The 18,810-nt window shown below is 64.2% G+C and carries 18 protein-coding genes; 12 read left to right on the plus strand and 6 right to left on the minus strand.

Annotated elements, in window-relative coordinates:
- Positions 1-60 precede the first annotated feature (60 nt).
- Entirely contained in the window at positions 61-1,299 is a 1,239-nt protein-coding gene (locus LOY42_RS02455) for a sodium:proton antiporter (protein ID WP_102682224.1), read from the minus strand.
- 218 nt (positions 1,300-1,517) lie between these two features.
- On the opposite strand from LOY42_RS02455, the gene LOY42_RS02460 reads away from it, so the two are divergent.
- Both LOY42_RS02460 and LOY42_RS02465 read left to right on the plus strand, forming a co-directional pair.
- Positions 1,518-2,351, plus strand: a complete 834-nt coding sequence (locus LOY42_RS02460) for an EamA family transporter (protein ID WP_139673982.1) — start codon at positions 1,518-1,520, stop codon at positions 2,349-2,351.
- A gap of 31 nt (positions 2,352-2,382) precedes the next feature.
- Positions 2,383-2,769 carry an MAPEG family protein gene (locus tag LOY42_RS02465; RefSeq protein ID WP_046853941.1) on the plus strand — a complete coding sequence of 129 codons (387 nt, stop codon included), beginning with the start codon at positions 2,383-2,385 and terminating at the stop codon, positions 2,767-2,769.
- 61 nt (positions 2,770-2,830) lie between these two features.
- Here LOY42_RS02465 and LOY42_RS02470 read toward each other — a convergent pair whose 3' ends face one another.
- Positions 2,831-3,982, minus strand: coding sequence for a murein transglycosylase A (locus tag LOY42_RS02470; RefSeq protein WP_258599742.1), 1,152 nt, complete (start codon positions 3,980-3,982; stop codon positions 2,831-2,833).
- Positions 3,983-4,101: 119 nt separating this feature from the next.
- Between LOY42_RS02470 and LOY42_RS02475 the strand changes: the two genes are divergently transcribed.
- On the plus strand, positions 4,102-4,548 hold the full coding sequence (locus LOY42_RS02475; protein ID WP_102682221.1) for a cytochrome c: 447 nt from the start codon (positions 4,102-4,104) through the stop codon (positions 4,546-4,548).
- A 54-nt stretch (positions 4,549-4,602) separates the two neighbouring features.
- Here LOY42_RS02475 and LOY42_RS02480 read toward each other — a convergent pair whose 3' ends face one another.
- The 4 genes from LOY42_RS02480 to LOY42_RS02495 form a co-directional block, all read right to left on the minus strand.
- Positions 4,603-4,995 carry a DUF1090 domain-containing protein gene (locus tag LOY42_RS02480; RefSeq protein WP_139673978.1) on the minus strand — a complete coding sequence of 131 codons (393 nt, stop codon included), beginning with the start codon at positions 4,993-4,995 and terminating at the stop codon, positions 4,603-4,605.
- Between the two features lie 118 nt (positions 4,996-5,113).
- A complete protein-coding gene (gene ligB, locus LOY42_RS02485) occupies positions 5,114-6,814 on the minus strand; it encodes an NAD-dependent DNA ligase LigB (protein ID WP_372241254.1) in 1,701 nt (566 codons plus the stop codon).
- 144 nt (positions 6,815-6,958) lie between these two features.
- Positions 6,959-8,149, minus strand: coding sequence for a methionine adenosyltransferase (gene metK, locus LOY42_RS02490; RefSeq protein ID WP_038706913.1), 1,191 nt, complete (start codon positions 8,147-8,149; stop codon positions 6,959-6,961).
- Positions 8,150-8,168: 19 nt separating this feature from the next.
- Complete coding sequence (locus tag LOY42_RS02495) at positions 8,169-9,161, minus strand: metalloregulator ArsR/SmtB family transcription factor (protein WP_139673972.1); 993 nt, start codon at positions 9,159-9,161, stop codon at positions 8,169-8,171.
- 229 nt (positions 9,162-9,390) lie between these two features.
- On the opposite strand from LOY42_RS02495, the gene tkt reads away from it, so the two are divergent.
- The 9 genes from tkt to LOY42_RS02540 all read left to right on the plus strand — a co-directional run bounded on the left by tkt (position 9,391) and on the right by LOY42_RS02540 (position 18,801).
- Positions 9,391-11,388 (plus strand): transketolase, encoded by a 1,998-nt coding sequence (gene tkt, locus LOY42_RS02500; RefSeq protein ID WP_102682217.1) that lies wholly within the window; start codon positions 9,391-9,393, stop codon positions 11,386-11,388.
- 129 nt (positions 11,389-11,517) lie between these two features.
- A complete protein-coding gene (gene epd, locus LOY42_RS02505) occupies positions 11,518-12,579 on the plus strand; it encodes an erythrose-4-phosphate dehydrogenase (RefSeq protein ID WP_139673969.1) in 1,062 nt (353 codons plus the stop codon).
- A 12-nt stretch (positions 12,580-12,591) separates the two neighbouring features.
- The gene (locus LOY42_RS02510) at positions 12,592-13,755 is read left to right on the plus strand and encodes a phosphoglycerate kinase (RefSeq protein WP_198755083.1); all 1,164 of its coding nucleotides are present in this window, start codon (positions 12,592-12,594) and stop codon (positions 13,753-13,755) included.
- On the plus strand, positions 13,755-14,006 hold the full coding sequence (locus tag LOY42_RS02515) for a hypothetical protein (protein ID WP_371918102.1): 252 nt from the start codon (positions 13,755-13,757) through the stop codon (positions 14,004-14,006). The genes LOY42_RS02510 and LOY42_RS02515 overlap by 1 nt, the downstream gene beginning before the upstream one ends.
- Before the next feature lie 79 nt (positions 14,007-14,085).
- The gene (locus LOY42_RS02520; RefSeq protein WP_258599743.1) at positions 14,086-14,424 is read left to right on the plus strand and encodes an MliC family protein; all 339 of its coding nucleotides are present in this window, start codon (positions 14,086-14,088) and stop codon (positions 14,422-14,424) included.
- A 100-nt stretch (positions 14,425-14,524) separates the two neighbouring features.
- Positions 14,525-15,589 (plus strand): class II fructose-bisphosphate aldolase, encoded by a 1,065-nt coding sequence (fba, locus tag LOY42_RS02525; RefSeq protein ID WP_023631710.1) that lies wholly within the window; start codon positions 14,525-14,527, stop codon positions 15,587-15,589.
- 238 nt (positions 15,590-15,827) lie between these two features.
- Positions 15,828-17,945 (plus strand): bifunctional diguanylate cyclase/phosphodiesterase, encoded by a 2,118-nt coding sequence (locus LOY42_RS02530; RefSeq protein ID WP_258599744.1) that lies wholly within the window; start codon positions 15,828-15,830, stop codon positions 17,943-17,945.
- Positions 17,946-17,983: 38 nt separating this feature from the next.
- Entirely contained in the window at positions 17,984-18,484 is a 501-nt protein-coding gene (locus LOY42_RS02535; protein ID WP_023631708.1) for a M48 family metallopeptidase, read from the plus strand.
- Positions 18,485-18,498: 14 nt separating this feature from the next.
- Positions 18,499-18,801, plus strand: a complete 303-nt coding sequence (locus tag LOY42_RS02540) for a helix-turn-helix domain-containing protein (protein WP_102682213.1) — start codon at positions 18,499-18,501, stop codon at positions 18,799-18,801.
- The last annotated feature ends 9 nt before the right edge of the window (positions 18,802-18,810 follow it).

Consider the following 18,810-nt stretch of genomic DNA (forward strand, 5'->3'; position numbering starts at 1 on the left):
GCAGGATCAACATCTATGCCTGTGCAGACGATATCGCGGGGCTAGTCCGCCTCTACGTTGTTACTCGGGTTGTGTGCTGACCTTGCGCACCACCTTGCCGACCGTCAGGCCCTGAATCAGGATCGACGACAGCACCACGATGTAAGTGATCGACAGCAGCAGGTCACGCTCGGCGCCCTGCGGCAGCGACAGCGCCAGGGCGACCGACACGCCACCGCGCAGGCCGCCCCAGGTCAGCACGCGGATGGTGCCCTGCGGCACGCTGCGCCAGCGGCGCAACAGCACGATCGCCGGCGCCACGGTCAGCAGCCGCGAAGCCAGCACCGCCACCGCCAGCACGCCACCGGCCGCCAGGTGCAGCCAGTTGAACGGCAGCAGCAACAGCTCCAGGCCAATCAGCGCGAACAGCAAGGCATTGAGCATGTCGTCGATCAGTTCCCAGAAGCCGTCCATGTAGCGGCGGGTCATGTCGTTCATCGCCAGGTTGCGTCCCAGGTTGCCGATGATCAGTCCGGCTACCACCATGGCGATCGGCGCCGACACGTGCAGCTCGTAGCACATGGCCGAGCCGCCGATCACCAGCGCCAGGGTCAGCATCACTTCCACCTGGTATTGTTCGACGCTCTTGATCATGCGGTAGGTGGCATAGCCGATCAGGCCGCCGAAGGCTATGCCACCCAGGGCCTCGCGGGCGAACAGGATGGCGGTGTCGGCGACGCTCGGCGTCTCGCCCAGCTGGATGATGCCCAGCAGCACGGTGAACACCACGACCGCCGTGCCGTCATTGAACAGCGACTCACCGACGATGGTGGTCTTCAGCGGCTTGGAGGCGTTGGCGGTTCGCAGTGCGCCGAGCACGGCGATTGGGTCGGTCGGTGAGATCAGCGCGCCGAACAGCAGGCAGTAGATCAACGGCACGTTCCAGCCAAACAGGGCGAACACCCAGTGCGCCAGGTAACCGATTACCACGGTGGCGATGAGTACGCCAAGGGTGGCCAGCAGGCCAATCGGCCAGCGGTAGCTGCGCAGGTCGGCGAGGTTGACGTGCAAGGCGCCGGCGAACAGCAGGAACGACAGCATCCAGTGCATCAGCAGGTCGTTGAAGTCGATCTGGTTCATCAGGCCTTCGACGCGTTCTTCCAGGCCAGGGAAGCCGATCAGGCTCAGGCCCTGCAGCATCAGGGAGAACAGCAATGCGGTGACCATCACGCCGATGGCCGGCGGCAGGCCGATGAAGCGGTAGTTCACATAAGTGAGGAGGGTGGTGAGGCAGATAAACGCGGCAACTAATTCAAGCATCCCGAATCCTGTGTAAGTGGCTTCCAAGTCATTACCCGAATGGCTCGGGCAGTTCTTTGATGACCTGGCGCGGCGTTCGGGACACACCTTATGACCGGATTTCTCCAGTTGGTTCCTGTCAGGCGAAGGCGCGGGAGCGGGCTTGCCCTGCGATGAGGCCATAACTAGCCAGGCGCTATATAGTGGTCCCCACCAAACGACGACAAGGATTCCAAGGCGTGCTGGCAACTTCCCTCGTACTGGTCGCAGCCCTGCTCCATGCCACCTGGAACACCCTGATCAAGTTCAGCGCCGAGCGGCTGCTGGTGATCGCCAGCATGGACGTGGTGGCACTGAGTTTCGCCATACTGGCGGTAGCCTTCGTAGATTTCCCGCCCGCCGAGATCTGGCCCTGGCTGCTGGCCTCGGCGCTGGCCGAGCAGCTGTACCGCTTTCTGCTGATCCAGGCCTATCGGGTCGGTGACCTGGGGCTGGTCTATCCGTTGATGCGTGGCCTGTCGCCATTGGTGGTGCTGGGCCTGACCCTGGCCTTTGCCGGCGAATCGTTGAGCCAGCAGCAGATCATCGGCATCTTGCTGATCCCCTGTGGCATGGCGTGCTTGCTTTGGCAGGGTGGCGGCGGCGACCGCCTGCCCTGGTCGATGCTGCCGGTGGTGGCACTGATAGGCCTGTGCATCGGCTGCTACACCTGGTTCGACGGTCAGGCCGTACGCCTGTGGGGCAAGCCCTGGGACTACCTGGTATGGCTGACCTTGCTCAGTGCCTGGCCGTTCCCGTTGCTGGCCATGGTGGCCCGACGAGGGCCGTTCATGCTGTTCTGGCGCGCCCAATGGAAGCTGGGCCTGGCGGTCGGGTTCTGCGTATTGTTCAGCTACGCTCTGGTGCTCTGGGCCATGCACCTGGGCTCGGTGGCCGAAGCGGCAGCGTTGCGCGAGTTGAGCGTGATCCTCGTGGTGCTGTTGGGCATGCGCTACCTCAAAGAACCTTTTGGCGGGCCAAGACTCCTAGCTTGCGGGCTGGTGCTGGCCGGTATGCTGGTGATGAAGCTCTGAAGCGAACCTCTATGAACAAGGAGTCCTGTAGATGACCGTAGCCCTGTGGTGCATTCTCGTCGCGCTGGTCCTGCCGCCGCTATGTGCACTGATCGCCAAACTCAGCAGCGGGTATTTTGGCTTGCGCGCCAATCACGATCCGCGTGCGTTCCTGGACAAGCTCGAAGGGCTGCCACGGCGGGCCCATGCCGCCCAGTTGAATGGCTACGAAGCGTTTCCCGCGTTTGCCGCGGCGGTGCTGGTGGCTGATATCGTCGGCAATGCCGAACAAGTGACCCAAGATGTGCTGGGGGTGATGTACATCACCAGCCGGTTGCTCTACATCATCTGCTACCTGGCGGACTGGGCAGTGTTGCGCTCGCTGGTGTGGTTCGTCGGGATGGCGCTGATCGTGTCGTTCTTTGTCGTTTCGATCTGACTGCATCGCGGGGCAAGCTCGCTCCCGCAGTGGGAGCGGGCATGCCCCGCGATAGCGTCCTTCAGGGGACCTTCGGTACTTCGGGCAAAGGCTGGCCCTTAGGCCACAACATCCATATCTGCCCCTGTTGTTTCATGTTGCCTGCCAGTTCACCGGCCTCAGGACCGGTGCCCCAGAACAGGTCCGCACGCACTTCACCGGTAATCGCTCCGCCGGTGTCCTGCGCCCCCACGGGGCGCACCACCGGGCTGCCGTCGGGGCGGGTGGTGGACAGCCACAGCAGGCTGCCCAGCGGGATCACCTTGCGGTCGATGGCCACGCTATAGCCAGCGGTCAGCGGCACGTTGAGCGAGCCGCGCGGACCTTCGTTGCTATCCGGCCGGGTGCTGAAGAACACGTAGCTCGGGTTACTGGCCAGCAACTCGGGGACCCGCTGCGGGTTGGCCTGGGCCCAGGCGTGGATGCTGCCCATGGTCACCTGTTCCTTGGGCAGTTGGCCCTGGTCCACCAGCCAGCGGCCAATCGGCCGATAGGGGTGGCCGTTCTGGTCGGCATACCCCAGCCGCAGCTGGCGGCCACCTTCCAGCTGGATGCGACCGGAACCCTGGATCTGCAGGAACTGCAAGTCCATCGGGTCGGTCAGCCAGGCCAGTACCGGCGCCTTGGCACCGTCGCGGTTGATCACTTCGGCGGTGTCATAGGGCTTGAGCACGCGGCCATCGAGGCGCCCGCGCAAGCGCTTGCCCTTGAGTTCGGGATACACACTGGCCAGATCGACCACGATCATGTCCTCGGGTACGCCGTACACCGGTACATGCGCGGCTTCGGTGCGTTCCAGGCTGCCGGGGTAGACCGGCTCGTAGTACCCGGTTATCAGGCCGTTGGCGCTGTTCTGCGCCGAGCGCAGTCCGAACACCTGGAGATTCTGCTCGAGGAAGGTGCGTACCTGATCAGCGTTCGCCGTGGCTGAACCGGCTGCCTCGCAGGTAGCGGCCCACACCGGATCGCGCTTGAGTTTCTCGCAACCGTTGCGCCAGGCATAGAAGCCGGCCAGCAGGTCGTCGTCGGTGACCTGGGGCAGGTCGTTCCAGGTGGCTGGTACATAAGTGGCGATGGCATGAGGCTCGGGCTTGGCGCTTTCGCCGCCGTTGCAGCCGGCCAGGAGCGCCAGGGCGGGGAGGGCCCAGGCGAGATGGCGCAATGCAGATTTCATCGGGTGGGTCCTGTGCTGGGCGAAACATGAACATTCGCCCTTGTTTTCTGTGTGGCTATTGGTCTTTGCCCGGCAGGCGGCGATACTGGCCACCCGTTTGCCTGGCCAAAGAGACCCTGATGTTCAAGCGATTGACCGTAGTACTGCTCGCCGCCCTCGCCCTGACCGCCTGTGACGGCGTCGACCCCAACTCGCCGCTGGGCCAGCGCAAGGCGATCTTCAAGCAGATGCTCAAGACCAGTGAAGACATGGGTGGCATGCTGCGCGGGCGGTTGCCCTTCGATGACGTGAAGTTCGCCGAGGGCGCGGTGAAGCTGGATACCTTGGCCCATGAGCCGTGGCAGCACTTCCCGCAGGTGCGCGACGAGGGTGACAGCAGCGCACGGGCGGATGTCTGGGAGCGCCAGGCGCGGTTCCAGGACCTGGCCCGGCAGTTGGAGGGCGTTACCGGCGACCTGGTGACGGTGACCCGCAACCCGCCGCTGGACGCAGCGCAGATGAAGGCACCGATGGACAAGGTCGAGGCGGCGTGCAAGGCCTGTCATAGCGAGTTTCGCAATCACTGAGCCGTGTGAGGCTGTTGTGGGAGCGGGTTCGTTCCCACATCAAAGGCTGTACGGTCAGCGCTCTAGCTCGTCCACGGCTTCTTGCAGTTCTTTCTTCGCCTCGGCCAGCTTGTCCTTGCGCTTGTTGATCTTTTCCGCGTCACCTTTCTTCATGGCTTTGTCCAGGTCCTTGGTGCGCTGGTTCACTTCGTGGCGGGCATCGAGCACTTTCTGCTCGCGCTCTTTGCGCAGCCCGGCTTCGGTGCAGTTGTCCACGCCACGCAGCGCCTCTTCGAGCCCGGCAGCCTGGTTGCTGTTGCCATGTTCACGGGCAATCTTCAGCTGGTTCTCGATGGCGCTGCGCTTGGCGGCGCAGCCGGTCAGGCCTGCATCCGGCTGGGCGGCTTGCGCGGCGCCGGTTGCCAGGCCAAGGGTTGCCAGCAGGAAAAGAGCGGTGAAACGTGTCATGAAAAGCCTCCTGAGCGGGGCGGAGCAGCAAAAGTTGGTGGAATCCTGCCTTGGTTTGCCGGATTTAGGAACCCTTGGTGGGTCTTTAAACGGCAAACTCGGAGTTGACCTACACTCGTCATTGTTCGGCGGAGTCGTTCGCGAGCTGGAAACCGGCGATACGATACCCGCCCAGTTGCTCGGCAAGGGCTTGAACATCTTCTGTTGCAAAAAATACCTCGAGTTGTTTCGATCTTGCGCCACCTACGCCCGGCAAGGCTTGCCATGCGTCAGCCGATCGCGTTGCGAGCGTCGACCAGTCGGCCTCCAGGGGCATCCCCTGAGGCAAGGGCGCGCCTAGCGCGTTCAACCATTGGAGGAAGGGGCGCAAGCGCGCCGCGCTAAAACTGTCATGAAGCTGTCGGGCCCTGGCATCGCCGAGACCCGGCACGGCCGCCAGGACTTGGGTATCGAGCTCCAGCCAATCCACGAGGGTGGTCACAAGGCCGACATCCACCAGTCGGCGCCAGGTGCCCGGCCCGATCCCTGGCAGGGCCAGCCCCTGCTTGCCGCTCAACCAGGTCAATCGGGCGATGAATTGCTCTTCGCAGCCAGCACCAGCCTGCCAGCAGGTGTGGGCGTCATACTGCCCGGCAGTCGGTGAGGTGACGGACTGTCGCACGACCGTGCGATGTACCACGTCGTCAAACCGCGGAATGGTGAGGCCGGCAAGGCTGATAGCCACCTGGTCGCCCGGGCGTATATCGAGTTTCTGCCAGCGTGCCAGGGACCCAAGGCTGACCTGCGAAACCCGACGGTCGTCCAGTTCGACAGGCGCCAGGTGCAGGATGGGGGTTACCTTTCCGGTGCGACCAATGCGAAAGCGTACTTCGCGCACTTCGGCCAGGGCTTGGGAGAAGGGGTATTTCCAGGCTGCAATCCAGTAAGGGGCCTTGGCCTGCCAGCGCTCGGCGGGCGGGCGGCTGCTCTGGCGCAGGATCACGCCATCGGTGGCGAAGGGCAGGGCGGAGCGATACCAGTGCAGGCGCATCTCGGCGGCCTGCTCCGGGCTGGCGATGGGGATGCTGTAGCGCTGGCTGTCGGCAAAGCCCATGGCGGCCAGTAGCTCGAGGCGCTCCGCCTGGGTTTGCGGCCCGTGTGGCCAGTCCCAGACGAACAGGCCGATGCTCGCGCCGAGGGCGGTGTCCAGCTGCTTGCGTGCCATTAGCCCGGCCACGCTGCCGCGAGCGTTAAGGCTGCCTGCCTGAGCCTGCACATGGCCCTCCAGGCGTTTGTAAAGTTCCCCTTGCAGCACCAGGTCCACAGGTTGCGGCAGCTGTCGGGTGATGGCGCCGAGCGAAGGAATATGCCGGCTCCAGTCATGGCCCTGGACGCCATCGCCGCGGCTGAGCAGCCGGACCAGCCGGCCCTGCTGGTAGATCAGGGAAACTGCGACGCCATCGACCTTGGGCTGTATCCAGACATCGCGCTTGCCCGTCAGCCAGCGGCGCATGGCCTGTTCGTCGGGCAGCTTGTCGACGCCGGTGTGCGCGACCGGGTGGGGCATAGGGCCACGTGCGCCGGCCAGCGGGTCGGGCGCCGCGTCTGGCAGGTTGAAGCACCGCTGCAGTCGCAGCAGGCGCTGGCGGCTCTGGTCATAGAGTTCGTCCGCCACCAATGACTTGCCTTGACGGTGGTAGTGATCGTCCCAGCGGGCCAGGGTCTCGCCCAGTCGGACCATTTCGGCATTCGCCTGTGATGGGCCCCAATCCGGACACTGGCCGGCCTGTGCGCTGGTGAAGAGAGTCGACAGGAGCATGAGTATCGGCAGTAGCGGCATGACCGGCATCCTTGCGAGGCGGTAAGGAGTCCTCAGCCTAGGTGCCAGTTGCTTGGTGCGACGTGCCGCATTGTCAGGCGATATGTCACGAAAAAGCCCCTGCCGATCGCTCGGCAGGGGCTTTCTTTTACTGCTGTAGGAGGCTTACAGGCCAGCGGCGTCGCGCAGGGCGGCGGCGCGGTCGGTGCGCTCCCAGGTGAAGGTGGTGAAGGTGTCATCACCCACGGTCTTCTGCTGCGGGGTACGGCCGAAGTGACCGTAGGCAGCGGTTTCCTGGTACATCGGGTGCAGCAGGTCGAGCATGGTGGTGATGGCGTACGGACGCAGGTCGAAGCACTCGCGCACCAGCTGCACGATCTTCTCGTCCGAGACCTTGCCGGTGCCGAAGGTGTTGATCGAGATGGAGGTCGGCTGGGCCACGCCGATGGCGTAGGACACCTGGATCTCGCAACGCTCGGCCAGGCCCGCAGCGACGATGTTCTTGGCCACGTAGCGGCCGGCGTAGGCAGCGGAACGGTCGACCTTGGACGGGTCCTTGCCGGAGAACGCGCCACCACCGTGGCGAGCCATGCCACCGTAGGAGTCGACGATGATCTTGCGGCCGGTCAGGCCGCAGTCGCCCACCGGGCCACCGATGATGAAGTTGCCGGTCGGGTTGATGTGGTACTGGGTACCCTTGTGCAGCAACTCGGCAGGCAGGGTGTGCTTGACGATCAACTCCATCACCGCTTCCTGCAGGTCTTTCTGCGAGACCTCGGGGTTGTGCTGGGTCGACAGCACGACCGCGTCGATGCCGACGACCTTGCCGTTTTCATAGCGGCAGGTGACCTGGGACTTGGCGTCCGGGCGCAGCCAAGGCAGCAGCTTGGACTTGCGCGCCTCGGCCTGGCGCTCGACCAGGCGGTGCGAGAAGCAGATCGGGGCCGGCATCAGCACGTCGGTCTCGTTGCTGGCGTAGCCGAACATCAGGCCCTGGTCGCCGGCGCCCTGGTCTTCCGGGCGGGAGCGGTCGACGCCCTGGGCGATGTCCACCGACTGCTTGCCGATGATGTTCATCACGGCGCAGGTGGCGCCGTCGAAGCCGACGTCGGAGCTGTTGTAGCCGATGTCGATGATCACGTTACGCACCAGGTCTTCCAGATCGACCCAGGCCGAAGTGGTGACTTCGCCGGCGATGATGGCGACACCGGTCTTGACCAGGGTCTCGCAGGCTACGCGGGCGTACTTGTCCTGGGCGATGATGGCGTCCAGCACCGCGTCGGAGATCTGGTCGGCGATCTTGTCCGGATGCCCTTCGGACACGGACTCGGAGGTGAAAAGGGAGTATTCGCTCATCTCGATGGGTTCCTGAAATTTACCGATGTTGTATGTCGCCAGTGGCCCGCTGGAAATGCCGGACCTGGATCTGAAAACCGTTACGCAAGCCCACGTAGAGGCTGTCCCCGGGGGCCAGCCCTGCCGCGTCGGCCCAACGGGCCAGGTCGTCCTGCTCGAAGCCAAGCCACAGGTCGCCGCAAGCTTCGCGCGCCCACCCCTGGTCATGGCTGCACAGCTCGGTGACCAGCAGGCTGCCGCCCGCCTTCACCCGTTTGGCCAGCAGGCGCAAGGCCTGGGCCGGGTCGCTGAAATGGTGCAGGACCATGTTCAGCACAACGCAGTCGGCTTCCACATCCGTTGCACCCAGTGCATCGGCCAACTGCAGGTTTACGTTATTCAGTGCATTGCGCTCGCAGACCTGGCGCGCCAGTTCGAGCATGGTCGGGCTGTTGTCCATGGCCGTGACCTGGTCGAAGCGGCGAGCCAGGTCGGGCAGGAATCCGCCGTCGCCAGGCCCCACTTCCAGGGCGCTGGCGCCGACGCCGAAGCTGAGCTTGTCGAGCAGCGCCAGCAGGCTTTCGCGGTACTGCGGCAAGCCGGCGATCAGGTCCTGCTGGGCGCGGAACTTTTCTTCTACGCGCTGGAAAAAGTCCTGGCTGGTGGCGGCGCGGCGCTGTTGCACCAGGGCGATACGCGCCTGTACGTCCACGGGCAGCGCGAGGTCGTCGGCTTCCTCGAGCAGTGCCGTATGCAGGCGGCCACCCAGGCGCTGACTGTCGGGCAGGGCACGGCGGTAGAAGATCGCATTGCCTTCGCGACGGGTCGCCACCAGGTCGGCCTGGGCCAGTACCTTGAGGTGGTGGCTCATGCCCGACTGGCCGATGTCGAAGATCTGCGCCAGCTCCAGCACGCCGAACGAGTCGTTGGCCAATGCGCGCAGCACGTTCAGGCGCAGCGGGTCGCCGCCGGCCTTGCACAGGGCGGCCAGCTCGTCGCTGTGTTGCGGGGTGATGGGCGCATTGAGGTTCATGGGGCGGGAGTCTAGTCAGGGGAGGCTGTGGTCGCAATAGCAATATCAAAAAGTTTTGATATTGCTGGATGGGTGGTGGTTGCGCAGGCGCATTTTTCTTGAAAAGCAGGCCAAACACAGGAAAAAAGCCCGACTGCGACCATACGTCATTGCCCCCGGCCCCCCCTGTGGGCGAAAATGGTCGCCTTTTTTCGCTTCACCACCCTTTCAAGCCCCAGGAGACTCAGCGATGCCCAGCCGTCGTGAACGTGCCAACGCCATTCGTGCCCTCAGCATGGATGCCGTGCAAAAGGCCAACAGCGGCCACCCAGGTGCCCCCATGGGTATGGCGGATATCGCCGAAGTGCTTTGGCGCGACTACCTGAAGCACAACCCGAGCAACCCCAGCTTCGCCGACCGTGACCGCTTCGTGCTGTCCAACGGTCATGGTTCGATGCTCATCTATTCGCTGCTGCACCTGACCGGCTACGACGTCACCATCGACGACCTCAAGGCCTTCCGTCAGCTGCACAGCCGCACCCCGGGCCACCCGGAGTACGGCTACACCCCTGGCGTGGAGACCACCACCGGCCCTCTGGGCCAGGGTCTGGCCAACGCCGTGGGCTTCGCCCTGGCGGAAAAGGTGCTGGGCGCCCAGTTCAACCGTGAAGGCCACAACATCGTCGACCACAACACCTACGTGTTCCTCGGCGACGGCTGCATGATGGAAGGCATTTCCCATGAAGTCGCCTCGCTGGCCGGCACCCTGGGCCTGAACAAACTGATCGCCTTCTACGACGACAACGGCATTTCCATCGACGGCGAAGTGCACGGCTGGTTCACCGACAACACCCCGGCGCGCTTCGAAGCCTACAACTGGCAGGTGATCCGCAACGTCAACGGTCACGACGCCGACGAGATCAAGATGGCCATCGACACCGCTCGCAAGAGCGACCGTCCGACCCTGATCTGCTGCAAGACCATCATCGGCTTCGGCTCGCCGAACAAGCAGGGCAAGGAAGACTGCCACGGCGCACCGCTGGGCAACGACGAAATCGCCCTGGCCCGCAAGGAACTGAACTGGAACCACGGTCCGTTCGAGATCCCGGCCGACATCTATGCCGAGTGGGACGCCAAAGCCGCTGGCGCCAAGGCCGAAGCTGCCTGGAACGAGCGTTTCGACGCCTACGCCAAGGCTTACCCGGAACTGGCTGCCGAGTTCAAGCGCCGTGACGCAGGTGAGCTGCCGGCCGACTTCTCCGAGAAGGCCCAGGCCTACATCAACGAAGTCGCCGCCAAGGGCGAAACCATCGCCAGCCGCAAGGCCAGCCAGAACACCTTGAACGCCTTCGGCCCGCTGCTGCCGGAGTTCCTCGGTGGTTCGGCGGACCTGGCCGGCTCCAACCTGACCCTGTGGAAAGGTTGCAAGGGTGTCGAGGCCAATGACGCCAGCGGCAACTATGTGTTCTACGGCGTGCGCGAATTCGGCATGACCGCGATCATGAACGGCGTCGCCCTGCACGGCGGCCTGGTGCCTTATGGCGCGACCTTCCTGATGTTCATGGAATACGCCCGCAACGCCGTGCGCATGTCGGCGCTGATGAAGCAGCGTGTGATCCACGTCTACACCCACGACTCCATCGGCCTGGGCGAAGACGGCCCGACCCACCAGCCGATCGAGCAACTGACCAGCCTGCGCAGCACGCCGAACCTGGACACCTGGCGCCCGGCCGATGCGGTCGAGTCCGCCGTGTCCTGGAAAGCCGCCCTGGAGCGCAAGGACGGCCCTTCGGCGCTGATCTTCTCGCGCCAGAACCTGCAACATCAGGATCGCAATGCTCAGCAGATCGCCGATATCGCCCGTGGCGGTTACGTGCTCAAGGACTGCGCCGGCGAGCCTGAACTGATCCTGATCGCCACCGGTTCCGAAGTGGGCCTGGCCGTCCAGGCGTTCGACAAACTGAGCGCCGAGGGCCGCAAGGTCCGCGTCGTGTCGATGCCGAGCACCAGCGTGTTCGATGCCCAGGACGCAGCCTACAAGCAGTCGGTCCTGCCACTGGAAGTCAGCGCGCGCATCGCCATCGAAGCTGCCCATGCCGACTTCTGGTACAAGTACGTCGGCCTCGAAGGTCGCGTCATCGGCATGACCACCTACGGCGAGTCGGCGCCGGCCTCCGCGTTGTTCGAGGAGTTCGGCTTCACCCTGGACAACATCCTGGGCACCGCTGAAGAGCTGCTGGAAGACTGATGCACCCGGGAGGCTCCATGCCTCCCGTCTGATCGCGGGGCAAGCCCGCTCCCACAAGGCATCCCGGTGCCTTGTGGGAGCGGGCTTGCCCCGCGATGGTCGTTCAACGCACCTGCACGTGAGTATCGAATGCCCCACCCGCGTCCCTACAAAGTTGCACTCAACGGTTACGGCCGCATCGGCCGCTGTGTCCTGCGCGCACTGTTCGAGCGAGGGGCAAAGGCCGGTTTCGAGATCGTCGCGCTGAACGACCTGGCCGACCAGGCCAGCCTGGAATACCTGACGCGCTTCGACTCCACCCACGGGCGTTTCCCCGGTGAGGTGAAAGTCGACGGCGACTGTCTGCATATCAACGGCGACTGCGTGAAAGTGCTGCGCAGTGCCACCCCCGAAGGCATCGACTGGGCCGCCCTGGATGTCGACCTGGTGCTGGAGTGCTCTGGCGCTTACAACACCCGCGCCGACGGCCAGCGCTTTCTCGATGCCGGTGCGCCGCGGGTACTGTTTTCGCAGCCGATGGCCAGTGAAGTCGACGTCGATGCCACGGTGGTCTACGGCATCAACCAGGATTGTCTGACGGGCAACGAGCTGCTGGTATCGAACGCGTCCTGCACCACCAACTGCGGCGTGCCCCTGCTGCGGGTGCTGGACCAGGCCTTTGGCATCGAGTACGTACAGATCACCACCATTCACTCGGCGATGAACGACCAGCCGGTGATCGACGCCTATCACCACGAAGACCTGCGCCGCACGCGGTCGGCGTTCCAGTCGGTGATCCCGGTGTCCACTGGCCTGGCGCGCGGTATCGAGCGCCTGCTGCCGGAACTTGCCGGGCGAATCCAGGCCAAAGCGGTACGTGTGCCGACCGTCAACGTGTCGTGCCTGGACATCACCCTGCAGACCGCCCGCGACACCAGCGCGGCCGAGGTCAACCGGGTGTTGCGCGAGGCCGCCCTGGATGGCCCGCTAAAAGGCTTGCTGGCCTACACCGAGCTGCCCCACGCCAGCTGTGATTTCAACCATGACCCGCATTCGGCCATCGTCGATGCCAGCCAGACCCGTGTCTCAGGCCCTCGCCTGGTGAACCTGCTGGCCTGGTTCGACAACGAATGGGGGTTCGCCAACCGTATGCTCGACGTTGCCGAACACTATCTGCACGTCGTCCACCCAACCCGCAGCAAACAGCCCTGAAGGACTGCATTCATGACCGTGTTGAAGATGACCGACCTCGACCTGCAAGGTAAGCGCGTGCTGATCCGCGAAGACCTCAACGTTCCCGTGAAGGACGGCGTGGTCGCCAGCGATGCGCGTATCCTGGCAGCGCTGCCGACCATCAAGCTGGCCCTGGAGAAGGGCGCGGCGGTAATGGTCTGCTCGCACCTGGGGCGCCCGACCGAAGGCGAGTTCTCCGCCGAGAACAGCCTCAAGCCGGTTGCCGACTACCTGGGCAAGGCCCTGGGCCGCGACGTACCGCTGGTCGCCGATTACCTCGACGGCGTTCAGGTGCAGGCCGGTGACCTGGTGCTATTCGAAAACGTGCGCTTCAACAAGGGCGAGAAAAAGAACGCGGACGAGCTGGCGCAAAAGTACGCCGCCCTGTGCGACGTGTTCGTCATGGACGCGTTCGGCACCGCGCACCGCGCCGAAGGCTCCACCCACGGGGTTGCCAAGTTCGCCAAGGTCGCCGCTGCCGGCCCGCTGCTGGCGGCCGAGCTGGACGCCCTGGGCAAGGCCCTGAAGGCCCCGGCCAAGCCGATGGCGGCCATTGTTGCCGGCTCCAAGGTTTCCACCAAACTGGATGTGCTGAACAGCTTGAGCAGCGTCTGCGACCTGCTGATCGTCGGTGGCGGCATCGCCAACACCTTCCTCGCCGCAGCCGGTCACCCGGTCGGCAAGTCGCTGTACGAGGCTGACCTTGTCGACACCGCCAAGGCCATCGCCGCCAAGGTCAATGTACCGCTGCCGGTCGACGTCGTGGTTGCCAAGGAATTCGCTGAAAGCGCCGAAGCTACCGTTAAAGCGATCGCCGACGTGGCGGCTGACGACATGATCCTCGACATCGGTCCGCAGACCGCTGCCAACTTCGCCGAGTTGCTGAAGTCGTCGCAGACCATTCTGTGGAACGGCCCGGTCGGTGTATTCGAGTTCGACCAGTTCGGCAACGGCACCAAGGTGCTGGCCAAGGCCATCGCCGACAGCGCCGCATTCTCCATCGCCGGTGGCGGTGACACCCTGGCAGCCATCGACAAATATGGCGTTGGCGCCGATATCTCCTACATTTCTACCGGTGGCGGCGCGTTCCTCGAGTTCGTAGAGGGCAAGGTCCTGCCTGCCGTGGCAATCCTGGAAGAACGGGCCAAGGCCTGATTTTGAAGGCGCCTGGCAAAGGGAGCGACCTGATGGTCAAGCAATTGCCTGTGATGATCGTGGCCGTGTTGCTGGGCGCCTGCTCCAGCAACTCGGGCAGCGAGGCCGACCCGGCGCAGCCGCCCAAGGGCGGTTGCTACCAGTCCCAGTGGCAGGCCGAGACGGCACCGGTGATCAACAAGCGCCTGGGCCCGGACGGCCTGGAAAAATACGACGACGAACACCAGCGCAAGGCGCCGGGCTGCCCTTGATCGGATGGCAGGCAACCTGGGGCGGTTTTCGTGGTCTTGGACATTGGGGCCGCATTGCGGCCCCTGGCGGAGTAATTGAATGAAAGCGCTTCTGGCCATGTTGGCCCTGGCGACCCTGGCGACCCTGGCAGGCTGTTCGTTGCTGCAACCCGCTCAACCCGCCCCGGCGGACAACTGGACCCGATGGGTCTGCGACAGCCAGGCCGAGGTGCTGTGGCGCTTCGCCGATGCACAACAGGACGCGGTCGATGTGCGCCTGGGTGGCGGCGACCAGGTCTACCGGCTCAAGGCCGAGCCGGGTGCCTCCGGCGCGCTGTACAGCGATGGCATGCTGGCCTTCCACACCAAAGGTGAAGAAGGCCTGGTGTACTGGGTGGCGACCAACGATCTGATTGGGCGGGGCTGCAAGGCACCGTGACTGGCCGGGCCGCGCAGGTGGCCCACACTACTTGAACAGCAACCGCCCCTGCGGCAGGCTTGCACGAAACAAACGACGCTTGTCGGGAGAGAGATACACAATGGCACTCATTAGCATGCGCCAGATGCTGGACCACGCCGCCGAGTTCGGCTACGGCGTTCCGGCTTTCAACGTCAACAACCTCGAGCAGATGCGCGCGATCATGGAAGCCGCCGACAAGACCGACTCTCCGGTCATCGTCCAGGCTTCCGCTGGCGCTCGCAAATATGCCGGTGCGCCGTTCCTGCGCCACCTGATCCTGGCGGCCATCGAAGAGTTCCCGCACATTCCGGTGTGCATGCACCAGGACCACGGCACCAGCCCCGACGTGTGCCAGCGCTCCATCCAGCTGGGCTTCAGCTCGGTGATGATGGACGGCTCGCTGGGTGAAGACGGCAAGACCCCGACCGACTACGAGTACAACGTCCGTGTCACCCAGCAGACCGTCGCCATGGCGCACGCCTGTGGTGTTTCGGTGGAAGGCGAGCTGGGCTGCCTGGGTTCGCTGGAAACCGGGATGGCCGGTGAAGAGGATGGTATCGGCGCCGAAGGCGTGCTGGATCACAGCCAGATGCTGACCGACCCGGAAGAAGCGGCCGACTTCGTCAAGAAGACCCAGGTGGACGCCCTGGCCATCGCCATCGGTACCAGCCACGGTGCCTACAAGTTCACCAAGCCACCTACCGGCGACGTGCTGGCGATCGACCGTATCAAGGAAATCCACAAGCGCATCCCCAACACCCACCTGGTGATGCACGGTTCGTCCTCGGTGCCGCAAGAGTGGCTGGCGATCATCAACCAGTACGGTGGCGACATCAAGGAAACCTACGGCGTGCCGGTCGAAGAGATCGTCGAAGGCATCAAGTACGGTGTACGCAAGGTCAACATCGACACCGACCTGCGCCTGGCCTCCACTGGCGCCATGCGCCGCCTGATGGCGCAGAACCCGAGCGAGTTCGACCCGCGCAAGTTCTTCGGTGAAACCGTCAAGGCCATGCGTGACGTGTGCATCGCCCGCTACGAAGCCTTCGGCACCGCCGGCAACGCCTCGAAGATCAAGCCGATCTCCCTGGAAGGCATGTTCCAGCGCTACGCCAAAGGTGAACTGGCGGCCAAGATCAACTGATCCGGCACCGTTCAACGGAAGGGCCCGCAGCGATGCGGGCTTTTTTGTGCCTGCTGCTTGGTGCGGAGCGCTCAGGCCTGGGCCGCGCGTCGCCTGTCCGGCACTGATACCGTTAGTCGGCTAACATCAACTCCAGTGGCTTATAGCCATCCACCTGCATTGCGTCTTCGGAGGCCGAGACTAGAGTAACAATCGGATCCAATAACAAGTCGCAGTTGGACTTACCAAGAGAAGCAACATGGATGGCGCTTATTCTCAAACACCGGAAAGCAGTTCGGTTCTGTTGGTCGTAGACGACTATCCGGAGAACCTCATCAGCATGCGGGCCTTGCTGTCCCGCCAGGATTGGCAGGTATTGACCGCCAGTTCAGGGATGGAGGCCCTGAGCACCTTGCTCGAGCACGAGGTCGATCTGGTCCTGCTCGACGTGCAGATGCCTGAAATGGACGGTTTCGAGGTTGCCCGCCTGATGCGCGGCAGCCAACGCACGCGTTTGACCCCGATCATTTTCCTGACCGCCAACGAGCAGTCCGACGCCGCCGTACTCAAGGGCTATGCCAGTGGCGCTGTGGACTACCTGTTCAAACCGTTCGACCCGCAGATCCTCAAGCCCAAGGTCCAGGCCCTGCTGGAGCAGCAGCGCAACAGGCGCATGCTGCAGCGGCTGACCCGTGAACTGGAGTCAGCGCGGGCATTCAACGCCTCGATCCTGGAAAATGCCGCAGAGGGCATCCTGGTGGTGGACGAAACGGGTTGCATCGGCTTCGCCAACCCGGCCATCTCACGCCTGCTCGATGCGCCGGTGGACAAACTGCAAGGCGCGCACATGCTGGAGCTGATCCAGCTCCCCTGCGCCAACCTGTGGCACGAGTCGGACTTCTACCAGGCCTATCTGCGGCGGCAGATCTTCCGTGTGCATGATGCCCAGCTGCGCACCCTCGGTGGCCAGCTGGTGCCGGTGGCATTGTCCTGCGCGCCGCTGCCCGCCGAACAGAAGGCCATGGTGGTGACGGTGCTGGACATGTCGGTGGTGCGCAGCCTGCACCAGCAATTGGAGTACCAGGCGGTGACCGACCCGCTGACCGGGCTGCTCAACCGTCGTGGCTTCTACCAGACCGCCGAAAGCGCGTTGCTGCGCAACGAGCGTTCGGACAAGGCCAAGGCCCTGATGTACATGGACCTGGACGGCTTCAAGCGGATCAACGACCTGCTCGGCCATGAGGCCGGCGACAAGGTCCTGCGCTGGGTGGCCGACCAGCTCAAGGAGTGCCTGGGCAGCGAGGCGCTGCTGGCGCGTATGGGTGGCGACGAGTTCACCGCGCTGTTCGACGGCCTGCCGTATCCCGAACAGGCCGGCCGCTATGCTGAAAAGCTGTTGGAGCGCATGTCGAGCTTCCAGCAGGTGGATGGGCTCGAGGTCAACCTGGGGGTGAGCATCGGCATCGCCACCTACCCCGACTGCGGCGCCAACGTGGAGGGCCTCCTGCGCGCGGCCGATGCGGCGATGTACGCGGCCAAGCAGGCCGGTCGCCAGCAGTACCGCTTCTACGACCAGGAACTCAATGGCCGCGCCCGCTCACGGCTGATGCTCGAGGACAGCGTGCGCACGGCCATCGAGCAAAATGATTTCAGCCTGGTCTACCAACCCCAGGTGGCTTTCGCCGATGGCCGGCTGCGCGGCTTCGAGGCGTTGTTGCGCTGGCAGCACCCGAGCGTCGGCGACGTGCCGCCCGGGCTGTTCATCCCGTTGCTGGAAGAAGCTCGCCTGATCAACCGCCTGGCCAGCTGGATCTATCGCAAGGGCGCCGCGCAACGCAATGCCTGGAGCGATCGCTTTGGCTCGCAGCTGGTGCTGGGCATCAGCCTGAGCCGCGCCCAGTTCACCATGCCCGGGTTGGTCGATGAACTGGCCCAAGTGATCGACAAGCATCAACTGCAACCCGCCCAATTGGAGGTGGAGGTTGCCGAGACCTCGTTGATGTACAACATCGACGCGGCGGTGAAGCAGGTGCACCGCCTGCGGGAGCTGGGCATTCGCGTGGCGCTGGACGATTTCGGCGCTGGCGACTGCTCGCTGCGCATGCTGCGCGACCTGCCTATCGACACGCTCAAGCTCGACCGCCACCTGGTCGCGCGGTTGCCGGACTCGGCGGTGGATATCGCCTTGGTGCGCAGTGTTATCGATCTGTGCGCGGCCTATGACATCACGGTAATCGCCGAGGGCGTCGAGACCCGGGCCCAGGCCGAATGGCTCAAGGGCGCCGGTTGCGCCTACGTGCAGGGGTTCCTGGTGGCCCGGCCGCTCACCGCCGACGCCGCTGGCGATTTCCCAGCGTTTTTCCCATGGGCGTCGTGATTGGCTAAACTCGCGTCTTCTTGTCCCGAACGCCTGCCATGACCGCCCTACGTTACCTGCAAGCCTACCCGCCGCACCTGCAGGAACAGGTGCGCCAGATGATCGCCAGTGATCGTCTGGGCGACTACCTGCGCCAGCGCTATCCCGAACGTCATGACGTGCAGAGCGACAAGGCCCTGTACGGCTATGCCCAGGAGATCAAGCAGCAGTACCTGCGCAGCGCGCCGCCGCTGGACAAGGTCCTGTTCGACAACCGCCTGGACCTCACCCACCGTGCATTGGGCCTGAACACGGCGGTATCGCGGGTGCAGGGCGGCAAGCTCAAGGCGAAGAAGGAGATCCGCGTCGCCTCGTTGTTCCGCGAGGCAGCGCCGCAGTTCCTGCGCATGATCGTGGTGCATGAGCTGGCGCACCTGAGGGAGCGCGATCACAACAAGGCGTTCTACCAGCTCTGTCAGCACATGGAGCCGGACTACCATCAACTTGAATTCGACCTGCGCGTCTACCTGACCTATCGGGAACTGCCGGGCAACACCTGAGGGACAAGCACCCCATGACCACGGAAGTGAGCAAGACCCGCAGCAGCTTCTACCGCCGCCTTTACGTGGCCTGGCTGATCGACAGCCAGACCGCCACCAGTGTACCGGCGTTGATGGAGGCCACCGGCATGCCCCGGCGTACCGCCCAGGACACCATCGCCGCCCTGGCCGACCTGGACATCGTCTGCGAGTTCGAGCAGCAGCTCGGTGCGCGCAACCATGCCGGGCACTACCGTATCCGTGACTGGGGGGCGATCGACAAGCAGTGGATCATCCAGCACCTGCGCCAGATTCGCGATGTGCTGGGGTATCCCTGAGCTTCACTC

It is taken from the genome of Pseudomonas sp. B21-023, from assembly GCF_024749165.1.
Taxonomy (GTDB): domain Bacteria; phylum Pseudomonadota; class Gammaproteobacteria; order Pseudomonadales; family Pseudomonadaceae; genus Aquipseudomonas.